The sequence below is a fragment of the Rhizobium sp. NLR10b genome (assembly GCF_019685435.1).
Lineage (GTDB): Bacteria > Pseudomonadota > Alphaproteobacteria > Rhizobiales > Rhizobiaceae > Rhizobium.
In genome coordinates this window covers 148,664-166,271 of record NZ_JABDWV010000011.1, presented here as the reverse complement: position 1 = coordinate 166,271, position 17,608 = coordinate 148,664, and the positions used below count along the sequence as shown (strand labels likewise).

Here is a 17,608-nt window from a genome sequence, read left to right as displayed (position 1 = left end):
GATCATGATCCTAGGCTGGTGCACGGTTCTTTCCATAATATTATGGGGCCTCGTGATCGACAGAGGCATTGTTGCCCGGCTCAACCGACGTTGCGATCAGCCCTTTCGAGACGGCATCGATTTTCTGTTCAGCGGTATTCTGCCGGCTCTGGCGATCGCCGGCGGCGCGGCCACCATTCTTGGCGCGTTTCATGGATTGAGATGGGAAATCGTTCTTCCCATAGTGGCAGTCTCGATGATCTGGCGGCGGCGCGATCTCGTCGCTGTTCTTTGCGATCTGGCTTTGCTGTTTCGTAGAATCGCAACTGAATCGAAAAACGGAAATCCAATTCCGGCGCTTGCGGCCTTCACATGCATCATACTCTGCTATGTGTGGAGCGTGCTGTCCCTCTTCCCGTCAGCCGTTGCCGACGTGTGGGTTTTCCATATCCCGCTCGCCAACAGTATCATCGATCATGCCGGCTTTGTGTCGCCGCAGATCGATCATCCCTTCTACGGCAATATTCCCCTCTTCTTCAATCTGCTGTTTGCGCTCGTCATGATGGTCAGCGGTCACTGGACCGGCGCGGCCGCCATGAACATCGCAATTTTCTTCGGATTTCTGTTCCTGCTTTCAAGTTGCGCCAATCGTTGGCGAGCATGCGGTTTTTTCCTGGTGGCAGCGCTGATCCTCAGCATCCCCTTCTTCAGGGGGAGTATCGGCGAACCGATGACGGACTTGGCCCGGTCGTGTTTCTCCGTCGCAGCCGTGCTTTTCCTGTGGCGTTATCTGGAGACCCGGCGGCCGGCGGAGCTCTTTCATTGTGCGCTCGTATTGGGAGGCGCAGTCGGAGGAAAATATACGGAACTGCAAATGGTCGGCCTCGTAGGGCTGGTATTGATACCGATGCTTCTCAAGGGAAGGATATCCCTGCCGCTCCTTCTGTCATGCCTTTGCGCATTCCTCGCGGTCGCCGGCTACTGGTATGCGAAAAACCTGATCGCCCTCGGCAATCCGATCTATCCCTTCATGTTCGGCCATCAGGGCCTCAGCGATGCCTGGATGGCGGATTACATGCTCGAATTGGGCAGGGCCTTCGATCCCGCCAACCGGCACTTTGTTACGAACCTCGCTACTTTGCAGGGTTGGCACGACTTCCTCTATATCCTTTACGACTGGTTTCTCGAAAATAAGCCAAATGCTTTCGTCGCTCTCGCTTTGATTCTGGCCAGTCTGGCAGTGGCTTTCCGGCGCATCGCCTTTCTCGCAGCGATGGTCCTTGCCATGTTCGTGATATGGTACACCGTTATGTTCAATCACATACGGTGGGCGACGCCAGCCTATCTGCTTTTCTTTTCGACCGGGTTTATCGGCGCCTCCCTGGTTCGGGAAAGATTGGATGCATGGCTCGACCGACGGGTCATGCCGCAGATGGCTCCACTGACAAAAATGGCCTCTTCGCCAGCAGGCATGGTCGCCAGCCCGATGATAATAGTCTTGCTGGCCGGCGGGCTCTGGATTGCCCACTGGCACCGAATGGGCGGTAGCGACATCGACCCCGTCAAGGCGAAAGACTTCGATGTGGTGCTCGGGATGATAAGCGTCGATAAATACTTGGAGAGCCATCGCGAAGCTTATTTCATGTACCGCTATATCGCAGATCACGACCTGCGAACCGTCTTTCAACCTTTCGATACGGCCAATATGTTATTGTCCACGGCTTATAACGACGGTCGTGACGGCGGCTGGCAATTGCCGCGCTACGTGCTGCCAGCGCCGGGTTCGGATATCGATGCTTTCATCAAAGACAATAAGATAGCTTACTTCATCGTTCCACCCGATGCCGATAGCGCGTTTCTCGCCGAACGCATCGGAGAAAACAAGATCGTGATGGCCAACAGCATCATAGCCCATATGATGCCTCGCTCCTCGCTGATATTGACGGATCGGTTCGGCTGGAAGCTCTATCGCTTTGAAGCGGATCGGGCATCGTGACTATACCATCCCTCCGCGCATTGCTTCGCATCGCCATCCCGGTTCTGAAAGTGGCCGTCGCGCTTGGCCTCGTCATATGGATCGCGCGTAAGGTCGATTTCGCAGAAGGGTGGGCTGCGATCCGGACCCTGTCGGTAACGATCATCTGGGCCAGCGTCTTCCTGCTTCTCTTGCAGGCCGTGCTTTCGGCATGGCGATGGTGCCTCCTGTCGGAAATGATAGGGCAAAGACTGAAACTGACCGGCGCCACGAAGCTCTTCATGCAGAGCCTCTTTTATAATCAAGCTCTTCCAAGTCCCATTCCAGGCGATGCCGCCCGCATATTCGGCGCCATCAAATATGGCCTGACGATAACGGAAGCGACACTGGGTGTGGTAATCGACCGTATCCTCACGCTTTTCGGGCTGGCGGTGGTTGCGCTGATCGGACTGATCATCATGCGCGGCTTTTACGGGCACGACTTCCCAATCCCCTATTTGGTCGAACTCACGGCCCTTGGCGTGGCGGGAACGATCGCATCGGCCCTGGTCTTCAGCTGGCGCCGGCATTTCTTCGTGCGGTTTCTTCCGGCAAAGCTGCACGCGCTGACCGAGGCGCTAGCAGCGTTTCTCGCCCACCGAAGAATGCTCGGGGTATTCCTGTTGACCCTCGTCATTCACGGATTGAGTGTCGTCTCGCTTGAAATCCTCGTTCTCGGTCTCGGTCTTCCGCTCGATTGGGGTCAGGCCGCAGCCGCTTTCCCGCCAGTCCTGTTGATCGCCATGGTTCCGATTTCCGTCGGAGGATGGGGGCTGCGCGAAGGCGGCATGATCGTTTCCCTTGCAGTGTTCGGCATCGGCACGACAGATGCCGCGACGCTGTCGGTGGTTTTCGGCCTGTTGCAGCTTGTGGTCGGCTTGGCCGGTGGTGTATTCGTCCTATCGCGTCCTCATTCGGGAAAGATCAAAGCGCTCTGAAGAGCCTTAACAGATCATATGGAGCTGCCGACATGCATGCCTTGGTAACAGGAGGGGCCGGTTTTATCGGCAGCCATCTCTGCGATCGTCTGTTGGATTCGGGTTATCGGGTAACCGCAATCGACAATCTTCATCTTGGCCGCATGCGCAACATCGATCATCTGCTGCAGCGATCGGATTTCCGCTTCCATGAGCTGGATATGCTCGATCGGGAAGGCATGGATCGGCTCATTGGCGCGGATCGTCCCGACGCCGTTTTCCATCTCGCCGCCAACTCCGATATTGCCGCCGGCAATGCCAATGTCGAACTCGACCTCCAGCTGAACCAACTGACGACGACGACGCTGCTCGCCATCATGCGCAAGCATGAGATCGGCAAGCTTTTTTTCGCCAGCACCTCCGCCGTATTCGGTGAAGCCGAAGGCAACATTCACGAAAATCATGGCCCGCTGCGGCCGATCTCGCTCTATGGCGCCAGCAAGCTTGCCGCCGAAGCCTATTTGTCCGTCTACGCGCTGTCATTCGGCATCAAGACGCTCGTGCTGCGCTTTCCCAATGTCGTCGGGGAACGCTCCACCCACGGAGCCATCTATGACTTCATCAACAGACTGAAGGCTGATCCTGCGCGGCTCCAGGTGCTCGGCAACGGCATGCAGACAAAACCCTATCTCTATGTCGGCGACCTGGTGGATGCCATTCTGCTTGCCTGGGAAAAGGCGCCCGGTGCCTATGAGGTATTTCATGCCAGCGGCATCGGTGAAACGTCTGTCCGGGATATCGCCGAGATCGTAGTCTCCAAGGTCGCATCCGGAGCCGCTATCGAATACGGCAGCGAAGACCGTGGTTGGCTGGGCGACGTGCCGCGCTTCAGCTACGACATAAGCCGACTTGTCGCGCTCGGCTGGACGCCGAAGCGGAAGTCCACCGAGGCTGTTGAACTCGCCGTCGAGCGGATCCTGGCGAATGGGTTCTGAGAACGCTATCTGCGAGGCTATCATTATCGCCGGAGGCCTCGGAACGCGCGCGCGCAGCATGACGGGCGATGTCATTCCGAAGGCTCTTCTGCCGCTTGCCGGCGTGCCGATCATTGTCAGGCAGATTCGCGTGCTCGCCCGCGAAGGCGTTCAGCATGTGCGTGTGCTTGGCGGCCACCTGGGCAGCCAGCTCGAGCCTGCCCTTGGACCGGAAGCCGAAAAGCTTGGCATTGCGATCGACGTCTTCGTTGAGAAGTCTCCGCTCGGTACGGCCGGTTGCTTGACGACTTTGGACACGATCGCCGATGACGTCCTTATCGTCTACGGTGACATGCTTTTCGATATCGATCTGTCGGCCCTTGCGCGTCATCGGCGGCAATTTCCCGCCGCGCTGACGATAATCGCCCATCCCAACGATCATCCTCGCACATCCGATATCGTCGTTCAGAAGAACGGCTATCTCCAGCGCCTGTTGCCCCGCAAGGCGCCACGTGACGCCGATTGGCGCAATCTGGTGCCGGCCGGTTTGTACGTGGCTTGCGGCCAGTTCTTCGACACTCTCCAGTCGGGGCAGCCGGCCGATATGATCCATGATGTGATCCCCGGCCTCCTCGAGCGATCCATACCGGTCGCAATTTATGATACGCCCGAATATATAAAGGATACCGGCTCTCCGAGCCGACATGCCGCCGCGGCTGAGGATATTCGCCATGATCGGGTTCATGCCGTCCATCTCTCGGTTCGAAGACCCGCTGTGTTTTTCGATTGCGACGGCGTGCTCAACGAAGATGTCGGCGGCCACGGAGTCATACGTCCAGACCAGGTGAAGCTGGTGAGCGGAGCCGGCGAAGCGGTGCGGCTCGCGCGCGAGGCCGGCTTCCTTGCGGTTGCCGTGACCAACCGGCCGCAGGTCGCCAAAGGCTTGCTGGACGAGACCGGCCTGGATCATGTTCTTGGTCGCCTGGAGGCCGAGCTTGCCGAAGACGGCGGCGTCCTGGACCGAATCTATTTTTGTCCGCACCATCCGGACAAGGGATTCCCTGACGAGGTCCCCGAACTCAAGATCGAATGCGCTTGCCGCAAACCGGGCGATCTGATGATCCGCCGGGCCATGTCGGAACTGCCGATCGAAAAATCGAAATCCGTCATTATCGGCGACAGCCTGCGCGACATAGGTGCGGGCCGCAAGGCGGGCATCTGGGCCTATGGTGTGCGGACCGGTTATGGACTGCGGGATGTGAAGAGCTATCCTGCCGCCGAAACCGAAATCCCGCGAGCCGACCTTGTCTTCGATACGGTCCATGACGCCGTTCGCTTTCAGTGCGGCTACCAGCATATCGGGAAAGCTCCAGCCAGAGCGATTGAGGAACGGCTTTCAGGTATGGCAGGGCCTCTGCTCGTCAGCATATGCGGTCGTTCCCGCTCCGGGAAAAGTACGTTTGCGCATGCCGTTCAACGCATCCTCTCGGAAGCAGGGCGCAGGGTGCTGAGGCTGGAACTCGACCGCTGGATATTGCCGCTCGAACATCGCAGCCCGGATATGAGCGCGGAAGAGCGCAGCAGGGTAGAGCTCTATCCCGAAATCGTCAGCGTGCTGCGCCGAGCGGGACGGGTCGAAGCACCCGGCTACGACGCGGCCAGCCGTGCCCAGCTGAGGGGTACTGCCATCTATGATGCGCGAGATGCCGAGGTCATCCTGCTGGACGGCATCTTTGCCGGCCATGCGTCGATCCGCGAAGAGGTCGATATAGCCGTCTTCGTCGAAGCGTCGCAGCAGACTCTGCTGAACCGCTTTCACACATTCTATGCCTGGAAAGGCCTCACGCCGCTTGCCGCCGAAGGGCTCTGGCAGTCGCGAATTCAAGAAGAGTGGCCGAGGATCGATCTGCAGCGCACATCGGCCGATATCGTCATCAATCTCGAGGAGACAACCCTTTGATCGTTTCATCCGCACCTTTTCGGGTCAGCTTCGCCGGCGGCGGCTCGGACATCGCGTCCTATTACCGTCGGCAAGCCGGAGCGGTCTTGTCCTGCGCGATAGCCAAGTACAGCTTCGTCATCGTGCATAACTATTTCAACGAAAACAAATACCATTTGAAATACACGCGCACCGAACTGGCTGACACCCTTGAAGAGGTCGCGCATCCGCTGCTGCGCGAAGCCCTGCGTATGCATCAGGTCGAGCCGGGCATCGAAGTCGCTTCCGTCGCCGACATTCCCTCCGGGACTGGGCTGGGGTCATCCAGCTCCTTTTCCGTGGCGCTGATCAACGCGCTTTATGCCCACAGGTCGCGTTTTGCTTCCAAGGATCAGTTGGCGGAAGAAGCCTGCAGACTCGAAATCGACATCCTGAAGGAGCCGATCGGCAAACAGGACCAGTACGCAGCCGCCCATGGCGGCTTGAATTTCATCGAATTCAATTCCAACGGCAGCGTCAACGTGCAGCCCGTCGTGCTCAGCGCCAACAAGATGGCGGAGCTCGAGAGCAATATCCTCCTGTTTTTCACCGGAAGCCAGCGCGACACGCGCTCTGTGCTGTCGACGCAGGTGCAGGCCATGGAGACGAACGAAGAAAAGTTCCGGACGGTCGAGAGCATGGTGCAGCTGGCTTACGAAATGCGCGACATCCTGATGGCTGGCGACCTCGGCGCCTTTGGCGAAGCGCTGCATCGCGGATGGATGATGAAGCGATCGCTGACGTCACAGATCACCAATAGCGCCATTGACGAGTTTTACGAGGCGGCACGCGCTGCCGGCGCGATCGGCGGCAAGCTCGCAGGCGCCGGCGGAGGCGGCTTCCTCGTTCTCTATTGCCCCAGAGATCGCCAGGCAAAAGTCCGGCAAGCGCTGTCGCAGCTCAAGGAAATCGAGTTTCGTTTTGACTGGAGCGGCGCGCGTATCGCCTTCGCACAATAGAGGACGTGAATGGCACCGCGTCTCATCATCACCGGATCAACCGGCTATATCGGTGCAAGACTTGCCGCGCTGGCGCGTGAGCGCGGCTTCGAGGTGGTCGAGCTCGGCCGGCGCTCCGAAGCAAAGTGGCGCATCGGCGATGAGCCCGCCGCGTCCGATCTGAAGGGGGGGGCTGCCGTCGTTCATCTCGCGCATTCCTGGGCCACCGGGCCGGAGACGGCCGAGGAAAACAACATCAATATCTCGGGCACCGTAAAATTGGCGGAAGCGGCAAAGGCAGCCGGAGTGCTACGCTTCGTCTTTGCCTCCTCCACCTCGTCCAGGCAGGAAGCGCTGAACGTCTACGGCCGCACCAAGTACAGAATTGAACAGCATTTGGCGGCCAGCTTCGCGGCACCGATCGTTCGGATCGCGCGAATAGGGCTTGTTTACGGCGGCCCGCGCGCGGCGATGTACGGTCTCATGGCGAAATTATCGGCCTTAAGTCCGCTTCTGCCGATGATTGGGCTTAGCCGGAAGGTTCAGCCCATTCATCTCGACGAAGTCGCAGCGGGCTTGTTGACGCTGGCGACAGACGAAAGCCAGCTGCCGCAAACATTCGTGCTCGCTCAGGAGAAGCCGATAAGCTTTGCCGCCTGGCTGCGCATTCTTCGCCGCAGCCAAGGCAAAGGGAATCTGCATTTCATCCCGATCCCCCTCACTGCGGCCCTGTTTGCCTGTCGCATGACGAAGCTTCTGCCGCTGATCCCGACGGTCGATCCGGAGCGCGTCCTGGGGCTCGCGGGGGCCGCTCCTATGGAAAGCGGCGAGAGCCTCAGGCTGCTGAAGTTGAACTTGGCTGATCCATTGGTGGTGCTTTCCGCGGAGTTCGGCCAGAAGAGTGGAGAACCGTCGCGAAACGAGGCCGAGGCGCTGCTGCACTATCTCGGCGCCGCACCCACCGAAGCGCAGGTGCAGCGCCTCTCTGAAGGGCTTCGGCGCGAGGGACTGGCGCCGCTCGGTCTCTCCCCGACGCTGATCAGGCATCCGCGTCTGCTGTCGCTCTTTGAACCACCCGCCAATCAGACGCAGCATCGCCTCGCAAGAGCGCTTTACCTCGCCGATCTCGCGAGCGAGCCGGAACGGCAGCGGCGCAAAAAGGCCGGCTTCTTCAAGGCAATCCTGACCATATCAAGCGATGTCCTGCTGCTTCCGCTCCGCGCTCTTTTCGCCGGGAGATATCGATGAAAGGGGCCGATGCCGACTTCATCATCATCGGCAGCGGCCCTGCTGGTGTTTCCGCCGCGTTTCCGCTTATAGCGGCCGGCCGCCGTGTTCTGATGCTGGATGCGGGCAATGATCTCGGATCGCAGGAGGAAAGCCGCAGTGTGCGCATCCTCGGAAGCGATCTCGAATCCCTGCGCGTGGACGATGGCAGCTCGCCAAAACTGCAGACGCCGGTGTCGCGTGGAATTGTCGAACGGTTTCGACGCGATTCCGGCATAGCGGGCGCCGGCTTCATGCCCATCGGCAGCCTCGCCCGCGGCGGCCTCTCCAATATCTGGGGCGCGCAGATCAGCTATCTCGACGCCGAGGACATTGCCGATTGGCCGATAGACATTGCTTCCCTTCAAAGATCCTACGAGCGCATATCCCAACGCATCGGGATCAGCAGGAATGCCGATTTTACGGAAAGCGCCAACGAGCAGCCCGTCCTGCCGCTCGGGGCGACGGCCGCCCATATTCTTCAGAGACACAAGGTCGCGAAGCCGGTGGACGGATCGTTTCGGCTTTTTCCTGCCGTCAATGCCATGCTTTCGCAGGCGAGACCCGGGCGGGCGGCATGCGACCTGCGCGGCGACTGTCTCTATGGTTGCCCGAGCGGGGCGATATATAACAGCAGGCAAGATCTCCTTCTGTTGCGGAAATCCCCGCATTTTCGTTTGCTCGACAACATGCGGGCCGTCTCGTTGGCCCGCAACGCGGGCTGGACGGTCGGAACGGCCGACGGCTTGTCGTTTTCCGCTCCGAGGATCATTCTTGCCGCAGGGGTGCTTGGAACGGCCGCCCTGCTGGCCGACCATCTTCCGCTTGAGGAACAGGGACTGCGCCTCTTGAACAGTCCCACGCTGGCCATTCCCCTGCTCTCCCCCGCGAGATTGCTGCGCTCGTCAACGCCGACGCACAGCCTGGCGCAGCTCGGATTATCGCTGCGCTACGGCGGGGGCACATCCGATTATGTGACGGGAGCGATCTATGAGGTGGGCTCCCTGCCGGCACAAAGCTTCATCAACAGGATGCCGCTCGGCCGGAAGGCCGGACGTGCAGCGTTCGAGACGATCGCCGGAAGCCTGCTCGTCGCCACGATTTATTATCCTGGCGATCAAAGCCGCAGCTATATCCACCGAGATGCAACGACGGGAAGGAGTTTGATCATCCGGGGCGGCTTCGCGGACGGCTTTGAGATTCGTGCCGAAGCTTTGAAAAAGGCGCTTCGTCGCGAATGGAAACGATTGGGATTGATTCAGCTGCCGGGCGCATCGCTGGCAGAGCCGGGTGTCGACGCGCATTTCGCCGGCACCTTACCGATGGGTGCCTCCGGTCCGTCCGGCACCTCTGCCGACGGCGAGTTGAACCTCCATCCCGGTCTTCACATCGTCGACGGCTCGATTATTCCGGATCTGTCATCGAAATATATCACGATGACGATCATGGCCAATGCCGATCGCATCGCCCATCGTCTTGCCGAAACAGAAGCAAAGCCGGCACTCTGAATCCATTCGGCTCATCAAGCTCTCAGCTGCGGCAACGCATCTCCGGCCATTGACAGAAGCGGCTCGTAATCGACTTCGGAAAGCACCGAGATATCAATGAGACCCAGAGCCGCACGCATGGCGGCCAGCGACGGATCCTTGATGGCGGCACGCAGTGCATTACGCAGGAGCTCGACCCTCTCCTCCGGTGCATCGCCCGAGGTGATGAACGGCAGGCCGGGGCCCTTGGGTGTTTCGGCGATGATGCGAACCTGCCTCAGATCGTCGGGATCGAACCGGCCTATATTGGCATAGGTGATGCAATCGATGGCCGCGCTGTCTGCCCGGCCTTCAGCCACGGCGGCAATGCTGCCGCCGTGGCTGCCGGTTTCGATGATCCGACCAAAGAAGCGGCCGCCTCGGGCAAGCGGAGCGATTGCGGCGCGAAACAGATTGCTGCCGGAATTGCTGTCGAGACTGTTGATCGCAGCGGTGGTGCCGCGCAAATCCTCCAGCGACCAAAGCGGAGAATCCTTTCGGACGATGATGAAGCTGCGCATCAGCGCGCCGTCGCAGCCGGGATGTCCGTAGACAGGTGTCGCCACCAGGCGGACCCTGCCACGCAGGCGCCTGGCAAAAGGATAACCGCATGTCTGGGACAGGAGCAGATCCGGCCGTAGCCAGGCCTCGTCATAGCCAACCGTCCGGTCAAGCTTTTCCGGCACATCCTGAAGGCCGGCGTTCGAGAGGTAGTCTCGGAGGAACGACCACAGCTCGGCCGTCGCATGCGCGAGCGGCTCTGATGTGACATACATGGCGATGCTGACGAGCCCCGTTCCGGTGCTTTCCGCGGGAAGCGCAAGCATCGGCCCGCTCAGGCGATGCCGCCCAGGCACACATATTTGAGTTCGGTATATTCGTCCAAACCGTGGCTTGACCCCTCGCGGCCGAGACCCGACATCTTGACGCCGCCGAATGGCGCTTCCGCCGTCGAGACGAGACCGGTATTGACGCCGACCATCCCATATTCCAACGCTTCGGCGACGCGAAATACTCGCGACAGGTCGCGGGCGTAAAAATAGGAAGCAAGGCCGAACTCGGTATCGTTTGCCTGTTCGATGACATCCTCTTCGTCGCGGAAACGGAAAAGCGGGGCAAGCGGCCCGAAGGTTTCCTCGCGTGCGACCTGCATGCCGGCATCGACGTCACGCAGGATCGTCGGTTCGAAGAAGTGACCACCAAGCGCGTGGCGCTTGCCGCCCGAAACGATGCCGGCGCCCTTTGCAACGGCGTCCTGAATATGGCTTTCGACCTTGGCGACGGCGTTGTCGTCGATGAGCGGGCCAAGCACGACGTCACGTTCCAGACCGTTGCCGACCTTCAATGCCGAAACGGCCGCGGCGAGCTTTACGGCAAATGCCTCGTAGACGCCGTCCTGGACGTAAAGCCGGTTGGCGCAGACGCAGGTCTGGCCGTTGTTGCGGAACTTGGCGATGATTGCGCCTTCGACCGCAGCGTCGAGATCGGCGTCGTCGAAGACGATGAAGGGCGCATTGCCGCCGAGCTCGAGACCGAGTTTCTTGATCGTCGGCGCGCATTGCCGGTAAAGCAGTTCGCCCGTCCGGGTGGAACCGGTGAATGTCAGGACCCGGACGTCGCGGCTTGCGGTCATCGCCCCGCCGATTGCGGCGGCGTCACCCGTGACGATATTGAGAAGCCCCGCCGGCAAGCCGGCGCGCTCTGCGAGAACGGCAATCGCGATTGCGGAGAACGGCGTCTGCAGCGCCGGCTTGAGAACGACGGCGCAGCCGGCGGCAAGGGCGGGGCCGATCTTGCGGGTGATCATCGCGTTCGGGAAATTCCAGGGCGTGATCGCCGCGACCACGCCGGCCGGCTGACGCAGGACGAGGAGGCGTTTGTCGGGCTGGTGTCCCGGTATGGTCTCACCGTTGATGCGTCTTGCCTCTTCGGCAAACCATTCGATGAAACTCGCGCCATAGGTGATCTCCCCCTTGGCCTCAGCGAGCGGCTTTCCCTGCTCCAGCGTCAGGATCATCGCCAGATCATCGCGGTTTTCGATCATCAGGCGGTGCCATGTTTTGAGAACGGCGGCGCGTTCGCCGGCGGTCTTCTTGGCCCAAAGCTTCTGGGCGACGACGGCTGCCCGGATAGCGTCTTCCGTTTCCGCCGCACCGAAGTCAGGGACCGCGCCCAGCACCTCACCTGTCGCCGGATTGCGGACCATGGCCGCCCGGCGCCCCTCCGCTTCGATCCAGCGATCGGCGATGGGGCAGGCCTGACGGAACAGCGAGGGATCATTGAGCTTCATGGGACAACTTTCAGCAGAATACGTGAGCGGCGCCGGGATCGAAATCCAGATGGACTATATCTCCACGATTGAGCCCGGCAATAGCCTCATGACCGAACGGCAAGCGAACCGAAAGCGCCTCGCCTGTCGTCGTCTCTGTGGAGACGTGGATATTGTTGCCAAGAAAGGTAATGTCGCTGACAGTTGCGGCAAGGCCTGCGCCGGCGGCTCTTGCGCGCGACAGCCGAATGCGCTCCGGTCTCAGCATCAGCGCCGCCCTTGCGCCGGAGGTGCCTTTGCCATGCACCGGGATTTGATTGAAGATGGTTCCGCCTCCGAGCGCAATGGTGGCCTGTCCATCGGATGAGGACACCAGGTCGCATGAAATGAAGTCGCTATCGCCGATGAATTCGGCGACGAAGCGGGTCTTGGGATTGGCGTAAAGTTCGGGGCCAGTCCCGATCTGGTCGATGACGCCCTTCGAAAAGACAGCGATGCGATCGGAGAGCCGCAGCGCTTCCTCCTGGTCGTGCGTGACATAAAGGATCGTCACTTCCGTCTGCTGGTGGATGCGGCGGATCTCGTGCTGGATCTCCTCGCGCAGCTTCTTGTCGAGCGCCGACAGCGGCTCGTCCATCAGCAGCACCGGCGGATCATAGGCAAGCGCCCTGGCAAGGGCGACACGCTGCTGCTGGCCGCCGGACATCTGCGCGGGCTTGCGATCCTCGAAGCCTTCGAGTCGGACGAGGCGCAGCATTTCCTTCACCTTCAAGTCGATCTCGGCCTTCGAGTTGCGCCGGACTTTCAGCGGAAAGGCGATGTTCTCGCCCACTGTCAAATGTGGAAACAGCGTGTAGCGCTGGAACACCATGCCGATATTGCGCTTGTGCGACGGTGTGGCGAGCAAGGTCTTGCCCTCGAGCGTAATGTCGCCCTTGGTCGGGTTTTCGAAGCCTGCCAGGATGTAGAGTGTCGTGCTCTTGCCGGAGCCGGACGGTCCGAGAAAGGTCAGGAACTCCCCGCGCCGGACGTCGAGATTGACGTCGTGGACGGCGACGACAGGGCCGTATTCCTTGCGTATGCCGCGGATCTGAAGGAATGGTTCGTTCATTGTTTCAGTACCTTACGCACGACGGCAACCAGCGCCATCAAGATGATCGTCAACAGGATGAGAAGGGTCGAGGCTGCTGCGACGACGGGTGTCAGATCCTGTCGCAGCGTCGCCCAGACCTTCACGGGCAGTGTCTGCAGAGTCGGACTGGACATGAAGATCGCCACCACCACCTCATCCCAGGATGTCAGGAACGAGAAGACGGCGGCCGAAAACAGCCCATGGCTGATCGCGGGAAGCGTGACCCTGATCTTTGCTTCGAGCGGCGCGGCACCGCAGAGCACCGCCGCATCCTCGATCGATTTGTCAAAACCCTCCAGCGCACTCGATATGGACAGGATCGAGAAGGGCAGCGCGAGCACGAGGTGCGAAATGACGAAGCCCGTCAAGGTGCCGCCAAGGCCGATCCTCAAGAAGAAGGCGTAGAGAGCAACCGCGAGAACCACGACCGGAAGGATCATCGGCGTAAGGAACAGCGCCTTCAGCGCATCGCGGAACAGGAACGAACCGCGCACCAGTCCGAAGGACGTTACAAGCCCGAGCAGCACCGACAAAACCGTCACAATGACCGCGATCTTGAAGCTCGTCAAAGCCGATTCCAGCCACCGCGGGTCGGCGAAGAGCTCGCTATACCACTGAAATGTCCAGCCCGGCGGCGGAAAGATCAACCATTGCGACGAGCCGAAGGACAGCGCCGCGATAAAGACGATCGGCAGCAGCAGGAAAGCCGCGGTCAGAAGCGTGATCGCCAGGAGGAGATATTTCCACCAGCCAAGACGGTCGAAATTGAGCAACATATCAACGCCCTCCCGGGTTCTGGCTGCCGAAGAACCGCAGCTGCGCGGCATAGAGCGACAGTGTCACCACGAGCAGCACCAGCGCCGCCGCACCGCCCATTCCCCAGTTGACCAGCGACTGCACGAACTGCGCGATCAGCTCCGCGAGCATCATGTTGGCGGTACCGCCGAGGAGCGAAGGCGTAACGAAATAGCCGAGCGACATCACGAAGACCATGAGGGCGCCGGCCGCCATGCCGGGCATCGCCAAGGGCAGCAGAACGCGGGTCAGGCACTGCCAGCGGTTGGCGCCGCAAAGGGCTGCCGCCTGCAGGGTCGACGGGTCGATTTTCTTGATCACACCGTAGAGCGGAAGGATGATGAAAGGCAGCATGATATAGGTCATGCCGATCGTCACGCCTGTGAGATTGTTGACGAGTGCGAGCGGCTGGTCGACCAGGCCCATTCCCATCAGCATCTTGTTGATCAGGCCGGTCCGCTGCAACAGCACCATCCAGGCATAGGTGCGAGCCAGCAGATTGGTCCACATCGACAAGAGCAGGATCGCAAAGATCACCGACGTCAGGCGACCGGGCATGATCGCCAGCGCCCAGGCGACGGGAAAACCGATCAAAAGCGAAATGACCGTGACGAAACCGGAGACGATGAACGTATTTGCGAAAATCTTGAGATAGGTCGCCGACCCGATCAGTTGCGCATAATTGCCCAGACCCGGGACGGGTTCCAATACGCTTCGCAGCAGCAGGACCACCACCGGAACCACGAAAAAGATTCCCACGAAGGCCAGAGCCGGAACGACCCCGCCAAAACCTGTTGCCCTGCGCGCCTTCGGCAGAGGCATAATCGCGCCAGAGGCATCGCTATATGTCGACATGACAGTCCTTCCCACCCGTCAGTTTCCGCTGGCGGCGAGGTCCGATGACCGGCGCCGACGCTGCGGGAGGCACGGCGAACAATCGCCGTGCCCGTTGCTATGCCATTCCAGCTTATTTCGCCTGCCAAGCGTACCACTTCTCGCCGATGGCATCGCGATTATCGGCCCAGTAATTCATATCGGCATTGACCTGGCTTGCGGTCTGTTGGTCCGGCAGGGTCTTGGCGGTTTCAGGATCCATCAGCTTGGCCGACTCGACATTGATCGGCGCATATCCCGTGGCCTTTGCCAAGGCGGCCTGCGGTTCGGCGGAGGTCGCCAGCGCGATGAATTTCATCGCAGCCTCGGCATTCGGCGCGCCCTTCGGCACGACGAGCGCATCCGCAGCGGTGATGTTCTGCTCCCAGGAGGTCTCCACCTTGATGCCGGTCGCCGCAAGCGCCGTCATGCGGCCGTTCCAGACACTGCCGAAGGGCGCCTCTGCGGAGGCCAGGAGTTGCTGCGACTGGGCGCCGCCCGACCACCAGATGATATCGGACTTGATCGTATCGAGCTTCTTGAAGGCACGGTCGAGATCGAGCGGATAAAGCTTGTCCGCAGGCACGCCGTCGGCAAGCAGCGCGGCTTCGATCACACCCGGCGCCGACCACTTGTAGAAGGTGCGCTTGCCCGGGAATTTCGCCGTGTCGAACAGGTCGGCCCATGTCTTCGGGCAGGCTTTGACCGCATCGGCATTGCAGCCTATGACGAAGGAATAATAGAAGCTGCCGACCGAATAATCGGTGACGAAACGCGGATCGAGCTTGGATTTGTCGATAACGGAGAAGTCGAGCTTCTCGAGCTGGCCGTTCTTGCCGGCCTGGGCGGCATAATCGCCTTCGACATCGACGACATCCCAGTTAACTTCGCCGGCCTCGACCATCGCCTTGAGTTTACCGTAATCCGTCGGCCCGTCCTGCACGACGGTGATGCCGGTTTTTTCGGTGAAGGGGCTTGCCCAAGCGGCCTTCTGTGCGTCCTGGGTCGTTCCCCCCCAGCTCGAGAAAACCAGGCTGTCGGCCTTGGCCGGGGCGGAGACCGCCACGAATGCGGCAACCGCCGCAAAAGCAAATGTTGTTTTCATGTTCCCTTATCCCTGTTCTGGTTTGTCCTACGGGTATGCCTTATGCCGTCAGTGCGCCTCGCCCCTGGGAGAAAAGCTTGCTGGCTTCATAATCTTGTTTTCCGCCACCTCGATGAGATCGCGGATCTTGGGCAGGAAGGCCTGCCAGCGGGGATCGGCCAGAAGCCGTTGGCGTCTCGCCTCCCGGTCGTCCAGGCTTGTAAACGCCCAGATGTGAACGATTTCGTTGATCGTCCCGATCTCCGAAAAGAAATAGCCGACGAGCCGGCCGAGATGGCTCTTCTGGATTTCGATCCCCTCTTCCTCGACGACCTTGAGATATTGCGGGATCGCGCCGTTCTTCAGCCGATAGGTGCGGATCTCGTAAAACATCGGCGTCACCTCATCACGAAAGGATCGGGGATCGGATCGTCGGACGTCCTCAACCAGATCGTCTTGGTGCGGGTATAATCGAGGGCTGCGGCCATGCCGCCTTCCCGGCCGTGGCCCGACAGGCCGAAGCCCCCGAAGGGCGCAATCGGCGATACGGCGCGGTAGGTATTGACCCAGACGATGCCGGCGCGGATGTCCTTCATCAGCCGGTGCGCCCGGGTGAGGTTCTGGGTGAAGAGGCCGGAGGCCAGGCCGTAGCGGGTGTCGTTGGCAAGCCGCAGCGCCTCTGCCTCGGTCTCGAACGAGACGACGGAGAGGACCGGGCCGAAAAATTCCTCGATCAGCGAGGGCGAAGCGACATCATCGCAATCGAGAATCGTCGGGGCGAAGTAAAAGCCTTCACCATCGATCTTGCGTCCGCCGGTGACAAGACGGGCGCCGCTTTCGACCGACTTGGTAACGAGTGCACCGATATTGTCCTGCTGGCGCCGGGTGGCAAGCGGGCCGACCTCCGTCGTCATGTCGAGCGGCGGCCCGATCCGGATCGCCTCAGCCTTCTCCCGCAGCAGCGCGACGAATCTGTCCTTGATGTTGCGTTCGACGATGAGGCGCGATCCGGCAACGCAGCTCTGGCCTGTCGCCGCGAAGATGCCTGCGACCTGGGCATTGGCGGCACTTTCGAGATCGGCGTCGGCGAAGACGATGAAGGGCGATTTGCCGCCGAGTTCAAGCGAGGTGGAGGCGAGGTTTTCGGCCGAGTTGCGAACGACGTGCCGGGCGGTCTCGGGACCGCCGGTAAAGGCGACGTGGGCGACCTTCGGGTGACGGCCGAGTGCCGCACCGCAGGAGGCGCCGAAACCGGTGATGATGTTGACGACGCCGGCGGGAAAGCCAGCTTCGTGCACGAGGCGGGCAAATTCGAGAAGCGGCGCCGGCCCGTCTTCCGACGCCTTCACAACCATCGTGCAGCCGGCAGCGAGCGCCGGTCCGATCTTGACAGCCGACAGGAAGAGCTGGCTGTTCCACGGCACGACCATGGCAACGACGCCGATCGGCTCGCGGCGAAGCCAGACATCCATGTCGGGCTTGTCGATCGGCAGGTAGGAACCCTCGATCTTGTCTGATACGCCGGCGTAGTAGCGATAATATTCGGCGACATAGGCGATCTGCGCGGATGTTTCGCGGATGATCTTACCGGTGTCGCGTGTTTCCAGTTCCGCGAGGACCTGCGCATTGGCGGCAACGAGGTCGGCGAGATTATAGAGCAGCTTGCCGCGCTGCGTGGCCGTCATCTTCGCCCAGGGGCCTTCGTAGAGCGCCCTCTCGGCAGCGTTCACCGCCCGATCGACATCGCCCTCGCGCGCTTCGGGCATTTCAGCCCAGACCGCACCGGTGGCCGGATCGATGCTCGGATAGCTCGCTTCGCCATCCGAGAATTCGCCGTCGATATAATGCTGGAAACGCCGCATG

At 60.6% G+C, this 17,608-nt stretch carries 15 protein-coding genes; 7 read left to right on the top strand and 8 right to left on the bottom strand.

Going from position 1 to position 17,608, the window contains the following annotated elements:
- The first annotated feature begins 4 nt into the window (after positions 1 to 4).
- Genes HJB91_RS19445 through HJB91_RS19415 form a run of 7 tightly spaced genes read left to right on the top strand, consistent with a single transcriptional unit; the run spans position 5 to position 9,574 of the window.
- A complete protein-coding gene (locus HJB91_RS19445) occupies positions 5 to 1,975 on the top strand; it encodes a hypothetical protein (RefSeq protein WP_221155738.1) in 1,971 nt (656 codons plus the stop codon).
- On the top strand, positions 1,972 to 2,931 hold the full coding sequence (locus HJB91_RS19440; protein ID WP_210633241.1) for a lysylphosphatidylglycerol synthase transmembrane domain-containing protein: 960 nt from the start codon (positions 1,972 to 1,974) through the stop codon (positions 2,929 to 2,931). The genes HJB91_RS19445 and HJB91_RS19440 overlap by 4 nt, the downstream gene beginning before the upstream one ends.
- A gap of 32 nt (positions 2,932 to 2,963) precedes the next feature.
- A complete protein-coding gene (locus HJB91_RS19435) occupies positions 2,964 to 3,905 on the top strand; it encodes an NAD-dependent epimerase/dehydratase family protein (protein ID WP_210633240.1) in 942 nt (313 codons plus the stop codon).
- Positions 3,895 to 5,844, top strand: coding sequence for an HAD-IIIA family hydrolase (locus HJB91_RS19430; RefSeq protein WP_221155737.1), 1,950 nt, complete (start codon positions 3,895 to 3,897; stop codon positions 5,842 to 5,844). Before HJB91_RS19435 ends, HJB91_RS19430 begins: the two co-directional genes overlap by 11 nt.
- Positions 5,841 to 6,821 carry a GHMP kinase gene (locus tag HJB91_RS19425; protein WP_210633238.1) on the top strand — a complete coding sequence of 327 codons (981 nt, stop codon included), beginning with the start codon at positions 5,841 to 5,843 and terminating at the stop codon, positions 6,819 to 6,821. The genes HJB91_RS19430 and HJB91_RS19425 overlap by 4 nt, the downstream gene beginning before the upstream one ends.
- Positions 6,822 to 6,830: 9 nt before the next feature.
- Positions 6,831 to 8,048: an NAD(P)-dependent oxidoreductase gene (locus tag HJB91_RS19420; RefSeq protein WP_210633237.1), complete on the top strand. Its 1,218-nt coding sequence runs from the start codon at positions 6,831 to 6,833 to the stop codon at positions 8,046 to 8,048.
- On the top strand, positions 8,045 to 9,574 hold the full coding sequence (locus HJB91_RS19415) for an FAD-dependent oxidoreductase (RefSeq protein ID WP_210633236.1): 1,530 nt from the start codon (positions 8,045 to 8,047) through the stop codon (positions 9,572 to 9,574). Before HJB91_RS19420 ends, HJB91_RS19415 begins: the two co-directional genes overlap by 4 nt.
- A 14-nt stretch (positions 9,575 to 9,588) precedes the next feature.
- Here the strand turns inward: HJB91_RS19415 and HJB91_RS19410 are convergent, their stop codons facing one another.
- The 8 genes from HJB91_RS19410 to HJB91_RS19375 form a co-directional block, all read right to left on the bottom strand.
- Positions 9,589 to 10,419: a phosphate/phosphite/phosphonate ABC transporter substrate-binding protein gene (locus tag HJB91_RS19410; RefSeq protein WP_221155736.1), complete on the bottom strand. Its 831-nt coding sequence runs from the start codon at positions 10,417 to 10,419 to the stop codon at positions 9,589 to 9,591.
- 8 nt (positions 10,420 to 10,427) lie between these two features.
- On the bottom strand, positions 10,428 to 11,882 hold the full coding sequence (locus tag HJB91_RS19405) for an NAD-dependent succinate-semialdehyde dehydrogenase (RefSeq protein WP_221155735.1): 1,455 nt from the start codon (positions 11,880 to 11,882) through the stop codon (positions 10,428 to 10,430).
- 10 nt (positions 11,883 to 11,892) lie between these two features.
- The gene (locus HJB91_RS19400; protein WP_210633233.1) at positions 11,893 to 12,972 is read right to left on the bottom strand and encodes an ABC transporter ATP-binding protein; all 1,080 of its coding nucleotides are present in this window, start codon (positions 12,970 to 12,972) and stop codon (positions 11,893 to 11,895) included.
- Positions 12,969 to 13,769 carry an ABC transporter permease gene (locus HJB91_RS19395; protein ID WP_210633232.1) on the bottom strand — a complete coding sequence of 267 codons (801 nt, stop codon included), beginning with the start codon at positions 13,767 to 13,769 and terminating at the stop codon, positions 12,969 to 12,971. Before HJB91_RS19395 ends, HJB91_RS19400 begins: the two co-directional genes overlap by 4 nt.
- Before the next feature lies 1 nt (position 13,770).
- The gene (locus tag HJB91_RS19390; protein ID WP_210633231.1) at positions 13,771 to 14,643 is read right to left on the bottom strand and encodes an ABC transporter permease; all 873 of its coding nucleotides are present in this window, start codon (positions 14,641 to 14,643) and stop codon (positions 13,771 to 13,773) included.
- Between the two features lie 112 nt (positions 14,644 to 14,755).
- Positions 14,756 to 15,766, bottom strand: coding sequence for an ABC transporter substrate-binding protein (locus HJB91_RS19385; protein WP_221147213.1), 1,011 nt, complete (start codon positions 15,764 to 15,766; stop codon positions 14,756 to 14,758).
- A gap of 48 nt (positions 15,767 to 15,814) precedes the next feature.
- Positions 15,815 to 16,138 carry an NIPSNAP family protein gene (locus HJB91_RS19380; protein ID WP_210633229.1) on the bottom strand — a complete coding sequence of 108 codons (324 nt, stop codon included), beginning with the start codon at positions 16,136 to 16,138 and terminating at the stop codon, positions 15,815 to 15,817.
- A gap of 5 nt (positions 16,139 to 16,143) precedes the next feature.
- On the bottom strand, positions 16,144 to 17,607 hold the full coding sequence (locus HJB91_RS19375) for an aldehyde dehydrogenase (RefSeq protein ID WP_221155734.1): 1,464 nt from the start codon (positions 17,605 to 17,607) through the stop codon (positions 16,144 to 16,146).
- Position 17,608: the final 1 nt, after the last annotated feature.

Coding starts and splice junctions, on each gene's coding strand:
- HJB91_RS19445 (WP_221155738.1), top strand. CDS start 5: ATGATCCTAGGCTGGTGCACGGTTCTTTCCATAATATTATGGGGCCTC.
- HJB91_RS19435 (WP_210633240.1), top strand. CDS start 2,964: ATGCATGCCTTGGTAACAGGAGGGGCCGGTTTTATCGGCAGCCATCTC.
- HJB91_RS19430 (WP_221155737.1), top strand. CDS start 3,895: ATGGGTTCTGAGAACGCTATCTGCGAGGCTATCATTATCGCCGGAGGC.
- HJB91_RS19420 (WP_210633237.1), top strand. CDS start 6,831: ATGGCACCGCGTCTCATCATCACCGGATCAACCGGCTATATCGGTGCA.
- HJB91_RS19415 (WP_210633236.1), top strand. CDS start 8,045: ATGAAAGGGGCCGATGCCGACTTCATCATCATCGGCAGCGGCCCTGCT.
- HJB91_RS19410 (WP_221155736.1), bottom strand. CDS start 10,419: ATGCTTGCGCTTCCCGCGGAAAGCACCGGAACGGGGCTCGTCAGCATC.
- HJB91_RS19405 (WP_221155735.1), bottom strand. CDS start 11,882: ATGAAGCTCAATGATCCCTCGCTGTTCCGTCAGGCCTGCCCCATCGCC.
- HJB91_RS19400 (WP_210633233.1), bottom strand. CDS start 12,972: ATGAACGAACCATTCCTTCAGATCCGCGGCATACGCAAGGAATACGGC.
- HJB91_RS19395 (WP_210633232.1), bottom strand. CDS start 13,769: ATGTTGCTCAATTTCGACCGTCTTGGCTGGTGGAAATATCTCCTCCTG.
- HJB91_RS19390 (WP_210633231.1), bottom strand. CDS start 14,643: ATGTCGACATATAGCGATGCCTCTGGCGCGATTATGCCTCTGCCGAAG.
- HJB91_RS19385 (WP_221147213.1), bottom strand. CDS start 15,766: ATGAAAACAACATTTGCTTTTGCGGCGGTTGCCGCATTCGTGGCGGTC.
- HJB91_RS19380 (WP_210633229.1), bottom strand. CDS start 16,138: ATGTTTTACGAGATCCGCACCTATCGGCTGAAGAACGGCGCGATCCCG.
- HJB91_RS19375 (WP_221155734.1), bottom strand. CDS start 17,607: ATGCGGCGTTTCCAGCATTATATCGACGGCGAATTCTCGGATGGCGAA.